Origin of the sequence: Brevibacillus parabrevis (genome assembly GCF_022701015.1) — a bacterium.
In the GTDB taxonomy this organism is placed as follows: domain Bacteria; phylum Bacillota; class Bacilli; order Brevibacillales; family Brevibacillaceae; genus Brevibacillus; species Brevibacillus parabrevis.
This window is the reverse complement of record NZ_CP064090.1, coordinates 1,254,499-1,270,868: the sequence shown is the minus strand read 5'-3', so window position 1 is coordinate 1,270,868 and position 16,370 is coordinate 1,254,499. Positions and strand designations below refer to the sequence as shown.

The 16,370-nt window shown below is 51.8% G+C and carries 13 protein-coding genes; 4 read left to right on the top strand and 9 right to left on the bottom strand.

Annotation, left to right across the window (positions count from 1 at the left end; translation table 11 throughout):
- Positions 1-74 precede the first annotated feature (74 nt).
- From IRJ17_RS06100 to IRJ17_RS06090, 3 genes are read right to left on the bottom strand one after another with little or no spacing between them, the layout of a single operon-like run.
- The gene (locus IRJ17_RS06100; RefSeq protein WP_242773741.1) at positions 75-1,211 is read right to left on the bottom strand and encodes a DUF4339 domain-containing protein; all 1,137 of its coding nucleotides are present in this window, start codon (positions 1,209-1,211) and stop codon (positions 75-77) included.
- Positions 1,181-2,485, bottom strand: coding sequence for a tetratricopeptide repeat protein (locus IRJ17_RS06095; RefSeq protein ID WP_242773739.1), 1,305 nt, complete (start codon positions 2,483-2,485; stop codon positions 1,181-1,183). The genes IRJ17_RS06100 and IRJ17_RS06095 overlap by 31 nt, the downstream gene beginning before the upstream one ends.
- Before the next feature lie 52 nt (positions 2,486-2,537).
- Positions 2,538-3,953, bottom strand: a complete 1,416-nt coding sequence (locus IRJ17_RS06090; RefSeq protein WP_341276021.1) for an AAA family ATPase — start codon at positions 3,951-3,953, stop codon at positions 2,538-2,540.
- A gap of 156 nt (positions 3,954-4,109) precedes the next feature.
- Between IRJ17_RS06090 and IRJ17_RS06085 the strand changes: the two genes are divergently transcribed.
- The 3 genes from IRJ17_RS06085 to IRJ17_RS06075 all read left to right on the top strand — a co-directional run bounded on the left by IRJ17_RS06085 (position 4,110) and on the right by IRJ17_RS06075 (position 7,274).
- The gene (locus IRJ17_RS06085) at positions 4,110-4,502 is read left to right on the top strand and encodes an OsmC family protein (RefSeq protein WP_217022084.1); all 393 of its coding nucleotides are present in this window, start codon (positions 4,110-4,112) and stop codon (positions 4,500-4,502) included.
- 42 nt (positions 4,503-4,544) lie between these two features.
- Positions 4,545-6,170, top strand: coding sequence for an AraC family transcriptional regulator (locus IRJ17_RS06080; protein ID WP_341276020.1), 1,626 nt, complete (start codon positions 4,545-4,547; stop codon positions 6,168-6,170).
- Between the two features lie 108 nt (positions 6,171-6,278).
- Positions 6,279-7,274, top strand: a complete 996-nt coding sequence (locus IRJ17_RS06075; RefSeq protein ID WP_173599539.1) for an ABC transporter substrate-binding protein — start codon at positions 6,279-6,281, stop codon at positions 7,272-7,274.
- Between the two features lie 101 nt (positions 7,275-7,375).
- Here the strand turns inward: IRJ17_RS06075 and cls are convergent, their stop codons facing one another.
- Together cls and IRJ17_RS06065 are read right to left on the bottom strand one after the other, a co-directional pair.
- Positions 7,376-8,824 carry a cardiolipin synthase gene (gene cls, locus IRJ17_RS06070; protein ID WP_122962495.1) on the bottom strand — a complete coding sequence of 483 codons (1,449 nt, stop codon included), beginning with the start codon at positions 8,822-8,824 and terminating at the stop codon, positions 7,376-7,378.
- An 83-nt stretch (positions 8,825-8,907) separates the two neighbouring features.
- Positions 8,908-9,852: an aminopeptidase gene (locus IRJ17_RS06065; protein WP_173599540.1), complete on the bottom strand. Its 945-nt coding sequence runs from the start codon at positions 9,850-9,852 to the stop codon at positions 8,908-8,910.
- Between the two features lie 314 nt (positions 9,853-10,166).
- On the opposite strand from IRJ17_RS06065, the gene IRJ17_RS06060 reads away from it, so the two are divergent.
- Positions 10,167-11,450 carry a haloacid dehalogenase-like hydrolase gene (locus IRJ17_RS06060; protein ID WP_063228874.1) on the top strand — a complete coding sequence of 428 codons (1,284 nt, stop codon included), beginning with the start codon at positions 10,167-10,169 and terminating at the stop codon, positions 11,448-11,450.
- Positions 11,451-11,566: 116 nt separating this feature from the next.
- On the opposite strand, the gene mdh is transcribed toward IRJ17_RS06060, so the two are convergent.
- From mdh to IRJ17_RS06040, 4 genes are read right to left on the bottom strand one after another with little or no spacing between them, the layout of a single operon-like run.
- Complete coding sequence (gene mdh / locus IRJ17_RS06055) at positions 11,567-12,508, bottom strand: malate dehydrogenase (protein WP_122962493.1); 942 nt, start codon at positions 12,506-12,508, stop codon at positions 11,567-11,569.
- A gap of 33 nt (positions 12,509-12,541) precedes the next feature.
- Positions 12,542-13,474: an ethanolamine ammonia-lyase subunit EutC gene (eutC, locus tag IRJ17_RS06050; protein ID WP_242773733.1), complete on the bottom strand. Its 933-nt coding sequence runs from the start codon at positions 13,472-13,474 to the stop codon at positions 12,542-12,544.
- 20 nt (positions 13,475-13,494) lie between these two features.
- Positions 13,495-14,856 (bottom strand): ethanolamine ammonia-lyase subunit EutB, encoded by a 1,362-nt coding sequence (locus IRJ17_RS06045; RefSeq protein WP_063228871.1) that lies wholly within the window; start codon positions 14,854-14,856, stop codon positions 13,495-13,497.
- Positions 14,857-14,876: 20 nt separating this feature from the next.
- Positions 14,877-16,337, bottom strand: coding sequence for an ethanolamine ammonia-lyase reactivating factor EutA (locus tag IRJ17_RS06040; protein WP_242773730.1), 1,461 nt, complete (start codon positions 16,335-16,337; stop codon positions 14,877-14,879).
- Between the last annotated feature and the right edge of the window lie 33 nt (positions 16,338-16,370).

Here is a 16,370-nt window from a genome sequence, read left to right as displayed (position 1 = left end):
AGGCATGAAGCATGGCTGTCGCGTAAGGGCCTTTGTTTTCAGGAAAAAAGGGACGGCAAGACAAGAGGCTACCTTTAGACTTTGTCTCCCACCGTTTCTTTGAACTGCTCCACGCTCTCCACCGCAAGCCAACCGGGCATGCCTCTCGTCCACACACTCAGTTGCTGCCAATCGACCTGCCCCGTCTCGATTGCCCATTTCAGCTCATTCGTACGCAGCATCGGCAACGGCATACCATTTTCAACCGGAAGCCACAAAGCTTCCTCCCCCGAGCTGGAAATCGGCATCGCTCGAACCTTGGAATACGCTGTGTCGTAATCGTACCGAATAGGGCAGCCGTCAGTAACGATCCCCTCCAGATACAACTGGATGTTGTTCACCAATTGCACAGCCTTTGCTAAATAGCTGTCAGCTCCCTCCAACAACCGGGCATTTCCGGCACGGATCGCGCCTCCCTGTTTCTCCACCTTGTTAAGCAGGACTTCAGACCAGTTCCAGCAAACAGGGGCATTGTCGCTATTACGCCACTTTACCCCCTGAGAATGAACCACCATACCGTACTTGCCCAATGCAAATTTGCTAGGATAGACAATGCCGTAAACCCATTCATTGTTATCAATTTCGAAATGGTTGCAAAGAAGCTTCATCTTTTTGGTCGGAACGTCCACACCTGTCCAATAATGTGGATACCAATAATACCGGAAGCATATATCCCGCATGTAAAATAGGTCTACCTTATCATTGCAGTTGATACCTTCCCGGCGCACAGTAATTGGCGTGTTGCTTGATCCTTTCTGTCCAAACTGCGGCTTCTGAAAATGTCTCCCCGCTGCTTCCTGTATCTCCCTTAACATCTCTGCGACAAGATGAGCATTGTACTTCCTCTTGACCTTAACCATGATGTTATCTTTCAGCCTAACGGTATTGGCGTCGATAGCCGCAATATCCGAAGAAATCAACTCGTCCCAGGAAAACCGCGTGAGCGACCACCACTTTTTTCTATATACAGCAGAACAAGTAACGACAAGTCCATCTTTGCCACTACCGAACGAGGAATTGATGAGGGTAACCAAAATCTTCTCATGTGCTGGAATCCGAAAGATACGCATGGTTTGATGCTTGTTGTTTTCGGACAACACCAGTTTGTCAGCTTCCTGGAAATATTTCAAACATATAGAGGTCAGCTCAACCGTCCATTTCGCCTGTTCCACAGAGGATCTCCTTCCCTTATTATTTTAAGTAAGCGACCCTTTACACGCTTTCTCCTCATTTGGAAAAGAACATCTAGCGATTTTAGCAGAAAGTAAAGTATGAACACAATCGGCCTCAACAATATCAGCCAGAAAAAGTAAACAATATGGGGAGGCATCGCCCTGATCCAAAAACCTAACTTGAGTTTAAACAGGGAGAAGCCTGCAGGCGCTTCAGAAGCTTTTTGCAGCCAGTCTTCCACTTGCGGTTGCCCCGGGAAACGTTCGGCACACTTTTGAAAATGGGCAACAGCCTTTTTGTACCTCCTTCCGAGATATAACAATCGACCATAATGCATGTTCATTTCCAGATTATCAGGTTCAAGCTTTAAATACTTTTTGAGTTCCTTAATTGGACTAAATCGGTTTGCCATCAGCATCAGCTGAATCGATCTTAAATAAATATCAGGACGGTCCCTGTAAAGCTTTGCATAAACAGCGCTTTTAAAACTCATCCCGTGAAGATATCCAAAATAATCCGCCTGGCTCTTGGAAATTGTCTCCTGCAACTCACTTGCAAAACGATACTCTGGATCAATCTCCAGTGCCGCATCAACTGCTTGCTTTGCCTCTTCCAGTTTCCCAAGATCGTAAAGAACATCGGCATGTCTCGCTAGAAAAGTCGGGTTACTCGGTTCTATCTCAAGCGCTGCCTTGGAATTCCGTTCTGCTTCTTCCACAAACCCCAGCGTTCCGTTAACATATGCCAACTGGGCATAGCTCCAACCATACTCCGGGTTCAATTGTATGCTTGTCTGCAAAAGCTCCCGTGCCTGCTCAAACCCTGCTTTATACCCTTTATTCCAGAATCCCGTGCCTGCAACTGATTGAATGATCCTATCACCGTAATTGTTCTCCGCCTGATAGCATATGGACACAGCCAAATGATAATAAGACATGGCCTCTTGTGGATCAAGCTCGACGCTGTGCTTCAACACTTCAACTGAATCGTCATATCGTTTGGTATCCCGATAAATCAAGCCAGCCAAACGATACACATAATAATCGTCCGGTTGAAGCTCAATCCAGTGAGCAGCGTACTGAAGCGCCTCTTCATAACGGTTGAGATTGTAGCAATTCCAGCCCGCAATGCGTAAAGCATCGCAGTGATCGGGGGCAATCCGCAATGCCTCCATGGCTTGTTCCAAAGCAGCCTCGTTCTTGCCCATATCCCAATAATGATTAGCTAATTTGATAATAGCTGAAATCGTTCGCTCTTGTTCTGATATCGCCATGGCTTTCTCCCTTTTCCGATAACTCAGTCTGAAGGTACTGCGATGTAAAGCGTCAAATCAATCTGCCGAATTGCCGGAGATAATCTTCGACTTCATTGTAAATACCGCTTTGGTTCGAGTATTTGACGTAGTTTTTGGCTGTGCGCAACCATTCCAGCGTAGTCGGTCGAATTTCGCTCAACGCCTGCTCCATATCCCTCATCTGAATCGGGCGCTCAACCCCTGTCTCAAGAATGTTCTCCAATACGTGCTCCGTAGCTCTTTCCACTACGTTTTCAATGTCTGCACCTGAATAAAATTCAGTGGCTTTCGCCAGTCGTTCCACATCAATTTTGCTTGAATATCTTCCTTGAAGCTTGATTTCAAAAGTAAGTTTCCTCGCCTCCATATCCGGTGGCGCAACAAAAATCATTCGGTCGAACCTGCCCGGGCGTTTTAATGCATTGTCGACATCCCAAGGCAAATTGGTTGCTCCCAGTATCAATACCTGGTCTGTGCTTGTATCAATGCCTTCCATTTCTGTCAGGAGCGTGTCGACAATCCCTCGCATGGTATCGGTGGAGGCTTTGGAGCGGTTGTAGCCGACCATGTCAATTTCATCGAAAAACATGATGCTCGGTTTGTGAGCACGAGCTTTTTCGAACAATGCCTTCAAATTTTGCTCGCTTACTCCTATGTACGGGTCGATCACATCGGTAATATGCACAGGAAGAAATGTCGCCTTGCATTCGCCCGCTGTCGCTCTGGCCATAAACGTTTTCCCACAACCGGGCGGCCCGTAAAGCAGGACGCCGCCACCGATTCTTTTGCGGAATTTCGAGAATAGCCCCTGATTGAAAAACGGACTGATAATGCGTAACTGAATCACCTTTTTCAGATCATTTAACCCCGCTACATCCTGAAAGGTAATCGTAGAAAGTCCAGGAGACGCTACTCTTTGCTCTTCTTGCCCTCCATCTAACAGCTTCAAACCAGGAAGCGCTTTTGCCGCATAGTAGCGTACATCAGAACTGGCCTGATCGTTTTTTTCGTCTTCCCATTTATTCTCAGGCTCCTCCATGTTATGTTCTTTCTCAACCTGGCAGGATTCAATTGCACATTGCTCATCTTGATGAGCACCATCGTTGCTCGCTTTCGGTGCCTGCTGCCGCTCTTTTGGCTCCATCCCCTCATTCAGGACGACTGAAGCGGAAGCCGTTTGAAGCTGCGTTGTAACTTGCGAAAGCTCCAGAAGCAGTTTTTTTCGCAATTCATCATCTCCACCACAGCAAGCAAGCCCGGCCGAAAATGCACCAATTGCGTCTACATTCAGTCCATTTGTGGCATATTCTACCCCGAGCCAATAATGAGCCTGAGCATCTTCAGGCCGATCGACAACCATCTGGCGCAGCCACTCTATTTTATTCATATTTTGTTTTCCACCCTTGTCAAAAAAATAGATCCTTCTATTATTGTCGAATTTTACCATGGTTTTTTGAATAGTTTTGTCGAAAATTTTGATAAACTGGGTTATTATGCCACGAAATTACCAGCAATCGACCAACACATAATTACCAGCTTTTTATGCCCCCCTCCCCACTTTTTCTTTATAATGAAGAAAAGCTATCGCAAAGGAGAGCGGGACATGAATTTTGAAGCAAAAGAAAAAGGGTTCGTCACCCATTTATCATATGGCGATCTGCACGTCTCTGGCGATGAGGCGTACGGCTTTCGCCCTTACCAGCTGCTCGTTTCTTCCATTGCCGTTTGCAGTGGCGGCGTCCTGCGCAAAGTGTTGGACAAAATGCGCATGCCTTGCACCGATATGAAAATCACAGCAGATGTCACGCGCAATGAAGCAGAAGCAAACCGCGTTGAAAAAATTCACCTTCACTTCATCATTACCGGAGAAAACTTGAAGGCAGAAAAAGTGCAAAAGGCCGTCGATGCCGCCAGCAAAAACTGCCCGATGGTACAGTCAGTAAAAGGCAGCATCGTCGTCACCGAGTCATTCGAACTTGTGCCACTTGTACCGTAATCCGCTAACTCCACGCTATTCCATTTGAAATGAGAGGTCATCATGGGCGACAACCACGCAGAGACGACAACCTTTTTCCTCTTGAAAAGCATCCGGCAAATCGCTTTGCCTCCGAATCAAGCATGGTCGCTTCCCGGCTGCCCGGAACACGCCTTGCTCATGATTACGGAAGGCAGCGGATATTGGCAGGGCGACGACACCGCTAGTGCCCCGCCCCTGTCTTCCGGGAGTGTACGATTTTTCGCACCGGAAGCTGCCGATTCCATCGTAGCTGGGCGTGATGCTTCTCTGTCTTTTTTCGCCCTCTTTTTTGACGCGCTGCAACAAGACGCGAGGCAACATAACAGCTATGCACCGGATGGCCTGTGGCACCCTCCGGCCGACAGCTATCATATCCAGTCCCTGCATGCCTGCCTGGAGCTGGCCCGCGCCTTGCTTGCCGACCATGAGCACAAGCACGAGGCAGCGAATCCACTGGATATGTTGCAAAATCAGATTCGTTTTCAGCAGCTGTTGCTCACGATCTGGGAGGCCCCTGCCGCGCAAGCAGTCGTGGAATCGTCGCACCCCATCGACCAGACTCTCTCCTACATCCATGAGCATTACGCACAATCGCTCTCGCTGGCTGATCTGGCCAACAAGGCCGGGCTTACGCCTCGCTACTACACGGAGCTATTCAAAAAGAACGTAGGAAAAAGCCCGATTGAATACTTGACCGGGTATCGGATGGATCAGGCAAAAAAGCTGTTGTGGGACTCGAAAAAGCGTTTGCGTGAGGTAGCGCAGCTTGTCGGATATGAGGATGAGTTTTACTTCAGCAGACGGTTCAAGCAACAGGTTGGCGTCTCTCCGACTGTCTTTGTCAAAATGAGTCAGCGGCAAATCGCCCCTGTCACTTTCCAGTACACCGAGTATTTGATGGCTCTCGGCATCAAGCCTGTGGGGGCGCAGGAAGACCAAGTCTCTCACATGCGGGAACAGCTCCGGCTACAAGAGGCGTCAGATATCATTTCGCTGTCCAAAGCTTGCCCGGATTTGATCAAGCCACTGCAACCGTCCTTTATTTTGACCGATTATCCAAAAGACTGTGCGGCCTTCTCCTCGATTGCCCCTACGTGCGCACTGTCCTGGACGGATGACGACGTCTTTGGTCATTTGCAGCAAATTGCCGACCTGTTCGGGCAAAAAGACAAAGCGCTGCTCTGGTTCAAGCAGCATGATCAAAAAGTGCAGAAAACGAAGCGGTACGTGGACGCACGCATCGGCAAAGAGGAGACGGTGTCGATCCTGAATGTCCGTCCGGCGCACACCTTTGCTTACGGGGTTCGCAATATCGGGCACGTCTTGTACAAATCGCTGAAGCTGACGCCGCCCCCGATCATTCAGGACAACATCAAGCGCGATCCGAATTTTTGGGCCGTTCCCGTACAGGAACATCAACTGAACGCTTACGCTGCCGATTGGCTGTTCGTCCACATTTTTGACGACGACCTGTCGCGTGCTCATTTTCAAGCCTTGACCCAGCGCAAAGAGTGGCAAAGCATTCCTGCCGTACAAAAAGGACAAGTCGTGCTGCTTGGCCCCGTCTGGTTCGCGTATGATCCCCTGTCGCTTGACGCCCAATTGGACGAAGCGATTCAGCTGTTGGAGCAGCAGAAAACTTCCTGACCGCCGGATTGTCCAAAGAAAACCGGAATATCCTCCATGGATGAGTCAAACGGTTCACGGTAAGATGAAGCTTGTTGTTGAGAATCATTTTCATTCAGGAGGGTATTCATGAAACGATCTCGCATACAAGCGTGTCTGTCCGGCATTATGCTCTTTGCCCTGCTTCTTTTGACAGCATGCTCCCAAACGGCTCCAAGCCAGTCCGAGCAGCAAACCGCTTCACCAGCACCTGCTTCCGAGCCTGCCAAAAAAGAGACGCGTGTCATCAAGCACGCAAAAGGCGAAGCAACGATTCCAGTCAAGCCAGAGCGCGTCATTGCCTTGCAATACTTGAGCAATATGCTCGTCCTCGGTATAAAACCGATTGGCGCGGTGCAAGGTCACATGGAAGGGGCTGACATGGCCCCGTTCGTAAAAGGCATCGAAGTGGTAGGCGATTACGATTCCTACAATCTCGAAAAAATCTTGGAGATGCAGCCCGATCTGATTGTGACCGACACCGAGGTAGAGCAGCAAGTTTTTGAGAAGCTGCAAAAAATCGCTCCTGTAGTCGCAATCGATTTCGATAAAACCGACTTCATCGGCCACACGAAGCAAGTTGCTGACGTCCTCGGAAGACAAAAAGAGGGCGAAGAGTGGATCGCCAAGCATAACGCCAAAGTCGAAGAAGCCCGCAAGCTGGTGCAGGCCAAAATCGGCAAGAACGAAACAGTCGCAGCCTTGAACGTCCGCGCGAAAGTAATCAAAATGTACGGCGCGCGCAATATGGGCCACGTCCTGTACAATTCGCTCCAACTGACGCCGCCCGCTCCGATCAAGGCCGAGCTGGACAAAGACCCTAACTTCTGGTCCAAAGACATTTCCATGGAGCTGCTGCCAGAGTATGCGGCCGACCATATTTTCCTGATGCTGTTCCCAGGCGAAGATGCCGCTTCCTACTTGAAAGAAATCGAAAGCAGCAACCTGTGGAAAAACCTCCCGGCTGTGAAAAACAATCATGTGTATATCGTCGATGTAGACAGATGGCTTGGCTACGATCCGATTTTGATTGAAAAACAACTGGATGAAGCTGTGGAATATTTGACAGGCGCGAAAAAGCCTTAAAGTACCTCGCTGAACTGGGAGTGACGCCCGGGACGCGCAAAAAACGAAAGGACCCCCAACCCGTGAAAAAGATTCACAGGGCCAGCGGGTCCTTTTTCTTGTTATAAAATCGGTGACAACAGCCGTGTCAATGATTCCTGCATCCGCGAACGGAGCGGACGGTTCAAATACTCTTCCATCGTCATTTCCCGGCAATCCTCCAGATCAGCCTCGAACAGCTCCTCCAGTTGCTTGGCCATCTGCGAATCGTACAGGAACACGTTCGTCTCAAAATTCAGCTTGAAGCTGCGAATATCCACATTCGCTGTCCCTACAGAAGAAAGCTGCGTGTCCACCACCATCGTCTTGGCGTGCATGAAGCCTTTTTCATACAAATAGCAGCGGACACCGCTTTTCAACAGCTCCCCCAAATAAGAGTGGGTCGCCCAGAAAACCATCAGGTGGTCGGGCCTGCCTGGCACCATCACGCGCACGTCCACTCCTGACATCGCCGCCATCTTCAGCGCTGTCAGCATGCTGTCGTCCGGAATGAAGTACGGTGTTTGCAAGTAAATCTTTTTCCGCGCCTTGTAGATCATTTTCAGAAACGCGTGCTTGATTTGCTGTTTCTCCGAATTTGGCCCGCTGGACACGATCTGGCAACCAATCGTCCCTTGTGGCTCATTCATTTCCGGGAAATAGGCAAACGACTCCTGTATTCGCTTGGGAGCGGACAAATTCCAGTCCAGGAAAAAGCGGGCCTGAAGCATGTAGACGGCTTTCCCCTCGATTAGCAGGTGGGTGTCTCGCCAATACCCCAGCTTTTTGTCCTTGCCCAAATATTCATCCCCGATGTTGAAGCCGCCGATATAGCCGCTTTTCCCGTCGATGATCGTCAGCTTGCGGTGATTGCGGAAGTTGACCCGGAAATTAAGGAACGGGATCGACGAAGGGAAAAAGGAGACGACCTCCCCGCCCGCTTCCACCAGCGGCCGGAAAAACCGCGAAGGGACGCCTGCCGACCCTACTGCATCGTACAGCAGCCTGACTTCTACGCCTTCGCGCGCTTTCTTCGTCAACAGCTGCACGAGCTGTGTTCCGAGTTCATCATCATTGAAAATATAATAGAGCAAATGAACGTGCTCTTTTGCCTCTGCGATCTGCTTGAACATAAGGTCGAACAAGCTGTGCCCCTCGGCAAACACCTGAATGGCGTTATCCTGCGTATAGTAAGCACCGTCGCTCACCACGTTCATGAAAATCATGTCCCGATGCCGTTCCATCGCCAGATCGTTCACTTGCAGCTCGCCTTGTTCCAGAAGCTTTTTCTGCTTGTCGACAGCCGCCCGAAAATGCGAGAACTCTCCCTGGCGGAGCCGATACAGCTTTTTCTTGCTCAGTCTTTGCCCAAAAATCAAATAGAAGAGAAACCCGATACCCGGCAAAAACAGGAGAACCATCAGCCAAGCCCAGGTAGCCGCAATGTTGCGCCTCTCCATGAAGATGAGAACAGCGGCCAAAACCAGGTTCCCTGCCGTAATGACCGCCACAATTTGCTCCAGCAACAACATCACATCACATCCGCCTCAAAGGATATGCTCCCATCATACACCATTTGTGATCGGGATTCATCCTGGCTCCCGGGTCAAGTCGGCTACTGTCCCAAAAGCTTCCCGCTTTTCATGATGCATGTGTCGTCCAAATACACATCCGGGTCTTTGACCACCAGATCGATATGCACTCCCGCCACAATTGTGCCGCCGAATGTGTTGTTGCTGCCAAACGCAACGTGAATCGTTCCGTACACTTTTTCGTCTTCCAGCACGACTCCCGTAATTCGTGCCTTGTCGTTCGTTCCTATCCCAAATTCGCCGAGCAGACGGCCGTCTTGATCGCCCAAAATTTGCAGCAGTCGCTCAGCCGATGCGCCTTCTGCCTGCGTGATCCGCCCTTTTTCAATCGTCAACAAAAGGGGCGAGTCGATTTTGCCAATCCCGGCGATCGAGCCGTCCACGAGGATTTGTCCCTCTGCCGTTCCTTCCAGCGGTGCCACATACGCTTCTCCGGAAGGCAGGTTGCCCGATTCACCCGGATTGACATACATGCCTGTGCTCGGCACGCCATTGCGTCCGGCTATGGAAAAAGTGAGCGATTTTCCTGCCTTTTCAATCCGCACGCTGCTGGCTGCGGTCAGCAGCTCGGTCACTTTTTCCGTCAGCACTTTCACTTGCGCATAGTCGGCAGAAATCGCCCCTTCGAGGAACATGTCTGCGGTGATGCCTGGCATGGTGGCAAGTCTCGTCCCGTTTGCCGCTGCTTCTTTGCGCGCTTTGGTGTGCGTCAAGGAATGCTCGGTCACACACACGACCACGTCGGCACTCTTCATCGCCGCTGCTACCGCCACAGGCGGCTCCTGCCCGGACTTTTCACGCTCTGTCATCACCATCAGCACCGACTCTGCTCCAAGCTGCTTGCCGGCTTCCCATAGCGCCTCGCCAAGCTCCCGCTTCGGTTCGTCCGCGACTACCAGAAAAGACTCGTTTGCTTTTAACGCCATGCAATTGGTCAAAATGCCCTTGCTCGTCTCGATCAGCTTCACCGTTCATCATCCTTTTCCTGACATCTCTTTATTCATTATGTCCATCACGAACCTGCAAACCTTTTTGACTTCGCGTTCTTTTCCATCCACTCCTGCCTGGCAAACAACTGGCGAAATTTTCTTGATTTTTTGGCTGAATTTAGTATGATGGATGTACAAATAAAAACGCAAAAGACAATGGGGTCTTTTTCTGCGCTTGCGTCAAGCGCCGGGAAGGGCCCTGTTTTTTTGCCTTTGGTCCACTTCCCGAAAAAATGATAGCGTTTTCATTTGGCAAATCGACGAAACTACAGAAAGAAGAGGGGATGACAACTATGTCTCACACACTGGCAAAACGCAGCTTTTGGTGGCTGACACTGCTGATGATCGCTGTTCTGCTCGCGACTACTGTGTCCGCACAGGCTGCCACACCAGCCGCGCAAGCGCTCGACAAGGGGAAATGGGCGCCTGCAACTTATCAGGCTGTCAACGCATTGATTGAGAAAAACGGCATGCAAAATCCTGCCTACAACGCTGCAAAAAAACCGTACGCCGTTTTTGACTGGGACAATACAAGCATCATGCACGACACAGAGGAAGCTCTCTTCGTCTACCAGATCAACCACCTCGCCTACAAAATGACGCCGGAACAATTCGGCAAGGTCATCCGCACCAATGTGCCAGAAGGACCTTTTTCCGATTCGTACAAAAACGTGGACGGCAAGCAAGTGACGCTCGACGCGATCGCAAGCGATCTCGTTGCCGACTACACGTACCTGTACCAAAATTACAAAGGCTTTAAAGGAACGAAGACATTGGAGGAAGTGAAAGCAACGGAGCAATTCGCTGACTTCAAGACAAAGCTGTTTTTCCTGTACGAAGCGATCAACGATACACACAGCAACTCCGTCGGCTATCCATGGGTGCTCTACCTGTTCACCAACATGACGATCGACGAAGTTCATCAGCTTGCCGAGACTTCCAATGACGTCAGTCTGGGCATGGCGATTGAAAAAGTGACCTGGACAAGCCCGAAAGCATTGGCTGGCAAAGCTGGCGTGGTCACCGCTTCTCACACAACAGGACTGCGCCTGACTTCGGAAGTGGCAAACCTGATGAACACTCTGCGCGCCAACGGTATCGACGTGTACGTCGTATCGGCATCGCTTGAGGACGTTGTCCGCGTATTTGCCACTCTGCCAAAATACGGATACAACCTGCCAACTGAAAACATTATCGGCATGCGCTTGAAGACAGAGAATGGCCTGATCACGAACGTGTACCAGCCAAACTATCCAATCACTGTCGGTCACGGCAAAACAGAAGTCATCCAAAGCGTACTCGCGAAAAAGTACGGCTATGGCCCAATCCTGATCGCAGGCGACAGCAACGGCGATTTTGAAATGATGACCGAGCTGGACAGCGTACAACTGTCACTGGTCGTAAACCGCGTCAAAGGCGGCAAAATCGGTCAGCAAGCAGCGAAAGCAGCCGAACAGCTTGGAAAAGCCAATCCAACAGTTGTGCTGCAAGGCCGCGACGAAAACACAGGCATGTGGATTCCGAGCGAAACTACGATCAAGCTGGGCGAAAAAGAGCCAAAACTGATCAGCAAATAAGAACCGAAAGCGCGAAAAACCGCCCTGCCAGTAGGGGCGGCTTTTCTTTGCATTCCCACGAAAAAAGCCCCGCCAAATCCAGATGGCAGGGCTTCCTTCTTCTTTAGCACGCGCGCTTACTGCACAGCTACTTTCATAACCGCGCGAACAGAGTCAGCCGATTTGTCCAGTGCCGCCTTCTCGGAGGCAGTCAAATCCAGCTCGATGACTTTTTCGATGCCGTTTCCACCCAGGAGAGTGGGCACGCCCAGGTACAGGTCGTGGTAGCCGTACTCGCCTTCCAGATATGCGATGGATGGCAAAATGCGCTTCTTGTCTTTCAGGATCGCTTCTGCCATTTCCACCAGGGCAGCGGCAGGCGCGTAGTAGGCGGAGCCGTTTCCGAGCAGGGCGACGATCTCACCGCCGCCTTTGCGCGTGCGCTCGACGATGGCATCGAGGCGATTTTGCGGGATCAATTTGTCCAGCGGGATGCCGCCAGCGTAAGAGTAACGCAAGAGCGGAACCATGTCGTCACCGTGTCCGCCCAGTACGAAGCCTGTCACGTCTTCTACAGAAACGTTCAGCTCCATGGCCACGAAGGTGCGGAAACGGGCGGTGTCGAGTACACCGGATTGACCGATGACGCGGTGTTTCGGGAAGCCGGACGTTTTGAAGAACGTGTACGTCATCGCATCAACCGGGTTGGACAAGATGAGTACGATGGAGTTCGGCGCGTAAATTTTCACTTGCTCCGCTACAGAACGCATGATGGCAGCGTTTGTTGCCACCAGGTCGTCGCGGGACATGCCCGGCTTGCGGGCAATCCCTGCGGTGATGATGACGATATCGGAGCCTTGAATGTCTTTGTAATCGGATGTGCCTGTGATTGAGGAATCAAAACCGAGAACCGGCGAAGATTCCATCATATCCAGCGCTTTTCCTTTGGTCGGATTCTCCAGCTGCGGGATATCCACCAACACGATGTCAGCCAACTCTTTTTGCGCCATGATGAACGCAGTGGTCGCTCCGGTAAAGCCGCTTCCGATGACGGCTACTTTTTTTCTGCGGAATGTCATGGTAGTTCCTCCTCGGGTCATTTTCCACGTATCTTACAAGACCAGCTTCACACCGCTTGCTTTTTGCTCCAGCATTTTGGAGAGAATCGTGCCGATATGTGCTCCCGCCTCAACGGGCGATGTGCCTTGACGGTGAATGTTGGAGATAACGGTACGCTCGGACTCTACCATCCCTTTGCGCGGACGATAGCACATGTAGGCACTCATCGAGTGCGCCGTGACCAGACCGGGACGTTCGCCGATCAACATGACCAATACTTCCGGCTCCAAAACTTCGCCGATATGGTCCATGCTTGCTACGCGGCCGCCTTTGACAAAGAACGGTGTGCCGCAGCTAAGCCCGTAGCTTTTCAAAGAGTCCAGCAAGGACGGCAGCACGTCTTTCAGGTTGGCGTCCACCGCGCTGGCGCTCAGTCCGTCAGACACGACGATTTGCACCTGCGGTTTCTTTTGGCAACGCTCTTGCAACAGGCGTACTCCCTCATCTGTGAGAATGCGTCCCATGTCCGGGCGTTTCAAATAGTTCTCGGTGTTGTCGTACTGCGTTTCCACTGTGAACAAGGAAAATTGGTCAAGCACTTCCTGACGAACCTCGCCGTATACGGCATCAACGGCTGCGGCGTGATCGCGACGCAATTGCAGCATCGTTTTGGTCAATGGCCGGACGCCTGTACGCCATACGCCAATCCGGGCTGGCGTACTTGTCAACAGCTCATCGAGTCCTTCTTTCCATTGCGGATTCGGAATTTGTGCCGTTCTCTCCGGCTCCTCCGATACGTCGGACTGGAGAGCTGCTGCCCCATTCGCTTCCACGCTTGGCTGTGCGCCTGGTTGCATGCTTGCTTCAACCACTTTCTCCACGGCCTGTTCCACCGCTTGCGCAGGAGCTTTTTCTCCCAGCTCAGACAGTTTCTTTTGCAGTTCTGCCACTACTTTGTCTACTAAAAAATCCAATTGTTGTTCCATCCGTCATACACCCCCTCTTCTTACATGAAGATTGTCGGATCGCCCGCTCTTGCCGTCAGCTTGCCGTTCTCCATGATCCCCATTTTCTCCAGCCATTTTTCAAAGGCAGGCGCCGGGCGCAGGCCGAGAACTTCGCGGAACGCAGCGATATCGTGGAAGCTGGTCGATTGATAGTTCAGCATGACGTCGTCCGCCATGGCTACCCCGATGACAAAGTTGACCCCTGCCGCCGAGAGCAAAATACCCAAGTTGTCCATATCGTTCTGGTCAACCTTCATATGGTTCGTATAGCATACGTCACAACCCATTGGCAGCCCGTGCAGCTTGCCCATGTAGTGGTCTTCCAAACCTGCCCGAATGACCTGGCGGCTGTCGTACAAATATTCCGGTCCGATGAAGCCGACAACCGTATTGACGATAAACGGGTTGTACTTGCGAGCCAATCCGTAGCAACGGGATTCCATCGTCACCTGGTCGATGCCGAAATGCGCCTCGGAAGAAAGCTCGGAGCCTTGCCCCGTCTCGAAATACCAGAAGTTCGGCCCGTAGGACGTACCTTCTTTGCGCATCAGCTCATCTGCTTCATCCAACAGCTTGACGTCGATACCGAAAGCGTTGTTGCCTTTTTCGCTGCCTGCGAGTGATTGGAAAATCAGGTCGGCAGGCGCACCTTGACGGATTGCCCGCATTTGGGTAGTGACGTGCGCCAGAACACAGTTTTGCGTCGGGATCTCCCACTTGTTCATCACTTCTTTGGTCATCGTGAGAATATCTTTGACGCTGTCTGACGTATCGATAACCGGGTTGATCCCGATAACCGCGTCGCCAATTCCGTAGCTAAGCCCCTCGTACAGCGCTGCCTTGATCCCTTGCACGTTGTCCGACGGATGGTTTGGCTGTACCCGTGCGGCCAGTACGCCTGGCTGGCCAATCGCTGTGTTGCAGTGGGTCACATTGCGAATTTTCGCCGCCGCTGTGATCAGGTCGAGGTTGCTCATCAGCTTTGCTGTTGCGGCGATCATTTCACTGGACAAGCCACGGCTGATCCGCTTGATGTCGTTCTCGCCCGCATTGTGGCTCAAAATGTACTCGCGCAGCTCGGCAACGCTCCAGTTTTTGATCTCGTTGTAAATTTTCTCGTTAATCCCCTCTTCAATGACACGAGAGACCTCGTCTTCCTCCGGAGGAAGCATGGGGTTGTTGCGGATGTCGGCCAAAGTCAAGTCAGCCAGAACCTGCTTGGCAGCTACGCGTTCCCGTGAATCGGAAGCAGCGATCCCAGCCAGCTGGTCTCCTGATTTGTCTTCGTTTGCCTTCGCGAAAATTTCTTTCAAATCGCGAAATTGATAGGTCTGTCCAAGCACAGTCGTTTTCGTGTTCATTTTGTCCACCCCTTTATACGTTACGCCTTCTCGTCAAAAGCGAGGGTTTTTACCACGACCGGGATAATCGTTCCCGAAATCGGCTCGCCCAGGTCGATATAATCGCCATACTCTACCCGCACCTGATCGATGCAAATAATTTCCGGTGCGCCCTTGCAACGCAGCGCCAGCGCCTGCCCCAATGCTTTTGCCATATCCGTCTCGCAGATCACGACCATCGTCTGGCTCTCGGCAAAATAGTGCCGATACTGGTCGGACAGCTCCTGGGATATCGTTTGCAGCAACGCATACGAGCAATAGCCGATGCCCGAGATCGCGAGTGCGAACGGGATTCCTGTCGTTTTATCAAAAAGCCGTTCCCCCAGCTGGTAAATCGCCGCTACTTCCTGATGAAGCTGCGCCGGGTTCGCCAACTGCTCCTGGGTAAGCTCCAGCTTGAGAATCGGAATGTTTTTGATCGGGAGCAGCTCAGGCTTGATATGCACAGTCGATCCGCTGATCTCTGTACTTTGCATGCCTGCCCCGATAACCGTAGCCCGCACCGTCTGTTCCGGATCGAGCCAGTTAACCGCGTACGTCCCTTTTTCCCGCTCCTGCTGCAACACGTAACCGAGCAGCGGGCCAAAATCGCCGTAGCGACTCACCTCTGCCATGCTTCTTACGGGAGCGCCTTCCATCAGCTTCCCGACCCCGCCGGAAACGGTCAGCTCCTCCACCGGGAAATCGCCGCGCAATTGAGGCCCTACTACCAGCAAGCCCGATATTTGCCGCTCTTTTCCCGTCAAGTAATCCAGCATGCTGCACGCCATCTGCCGCGCCACTTCCGAAATCTCGGCCAGACTGATTCTTTGACCGACCGTGATGCGCAAGCCTTTCGCAGAAAGCCATGCCTGGATGTTCGGCGACACGTACGTAACCATATCTTGCTGGTCCAGGCGAATCAGCCTGCCTCCGACGTGAAAAGTCACCGTCGCAATCGCTCGGCCGCGCTGGAAGTAAGCAGCATTCGCCGTCCCGCCGCCAATATCGACATTGACGATCGTTCCCTGGATCGTTTGCGAGCGTTTTTCCGCCCCCGCGCCTTTGCCTGCCAGCACGCCTTCAAGGTCCGCTCCCGCAGTTGCTACCACGAAATCGCCGGATCGCTCCGCCAGCAGATGAACGATGTGCTGCGCGTTTTTCTTGCTGGCTGTCTCTCCGGTAATGATCACGGCGCCTGACTTGATGGACGACAGACTGATTTGGGCCTTTCTGTACTCCTCTTGCAAAATCGCACCGATTCCTTCAGCGTCAATCTCGTCAAACCCGATCAACGGGGTGGAATGCACCTCACTCGCATACAGCAGCTGCCGCTCCACGATCTGGTAGCGCGGCAGCGAAAACGTGCTGGACATGCGCCCCAACCGCAATCGGCTGACGATCATTTTCGTTGTGCTGGTTCCGACATCGATGCCGACGCTTTGGATCCACTGTTCATCCATAATGAACCTCCTTGAACCATTGGCGTGCCAGAC

What these genes read in the sequence shown, in the direction of transcription:
- IRJ17_RS06095 (WP_242773739.1), bottom strand. Translation starts at nt 2,485, where the DNA reads ATGGCGATATCAGAACAAGAGCGAACGATTTCAGCTATTATCAAATTA.
- IRJ17_RS06090 (WP_341276021.1), bottom strand. Translation starts at nt 3,953, where the DNA reads ATGGTAAAATTCGACAATAATAGAAGGATCTATTTTTTTGACAAGGGT.
- IRJ17_RS06085 (WP_217022084.1), top strand. Translation starts at nt 4,110, where the DNA reads ATGAATTTTGAAGCAAAAGAAAAAGGGTTCGTCACCCATTTATCATAT.
- IRJ17_RS06080 (WP_341276020.1), top strand. Translation starts at nt 4,545, where the DNA reads ATGGGCGACAACCACGCAGAGACGACAACCTTTTTCCTCTTGAAAAGC.
- IRJ17_RS06075 (WP_173599539.1), top strand. Translation starts at nt 6,279, where the DNA reads ATGAAACGATCTCGCATACAAGCGTGTCTGTCCGGCATTATGCTCTTT.
- cls (WP_122962495.1), bottom strand. Translation starts at nt 8,824, where the DNA reads ATGTTGTTGCTGGAGCAAATTGTGGCGGTCATTACGGCAGGGAACCTG.
- IRJ17_RS06060 (WP_063228874.1), top strand. Translation starts at nt 10,167, where the DNA reads ATGTCTCACACACTGGCAAAACGCAGCTTTTGGTGGCTGACACTGCTG.
- mdh (WP_122962493.1), bottom strand. Translation starts at nt 12,508, where the DNA reads ATGACATTCCGCAGAAAAAAAGTAGCCGTCATCGGAAGCGGCTTTACC.
- eutC (WP_242773733.1), bottom strand. Translation starts at nt 13,474, where the DNA reads ATGGAACAACAATTGGATTTTTTAGTAGACAAAGTAGTGGCAGAACTG.
- IRJ17_RS06045 (WP_063228871.1), bottom strand. Translation starts at nt 14,856, where the DNA reads ATGAACACGAAAACGACTGTGCTTGGACAGACCTATCAATTTCGCGAT.
- IRJ17_RS06040 (WP_242773730.1), bottom strand. Translation starts at nt 16,337, where the DNA reads ATGGATGAACAGTGGATCCAAAGCGTCGGCATCGATGTCGGAACCAGC.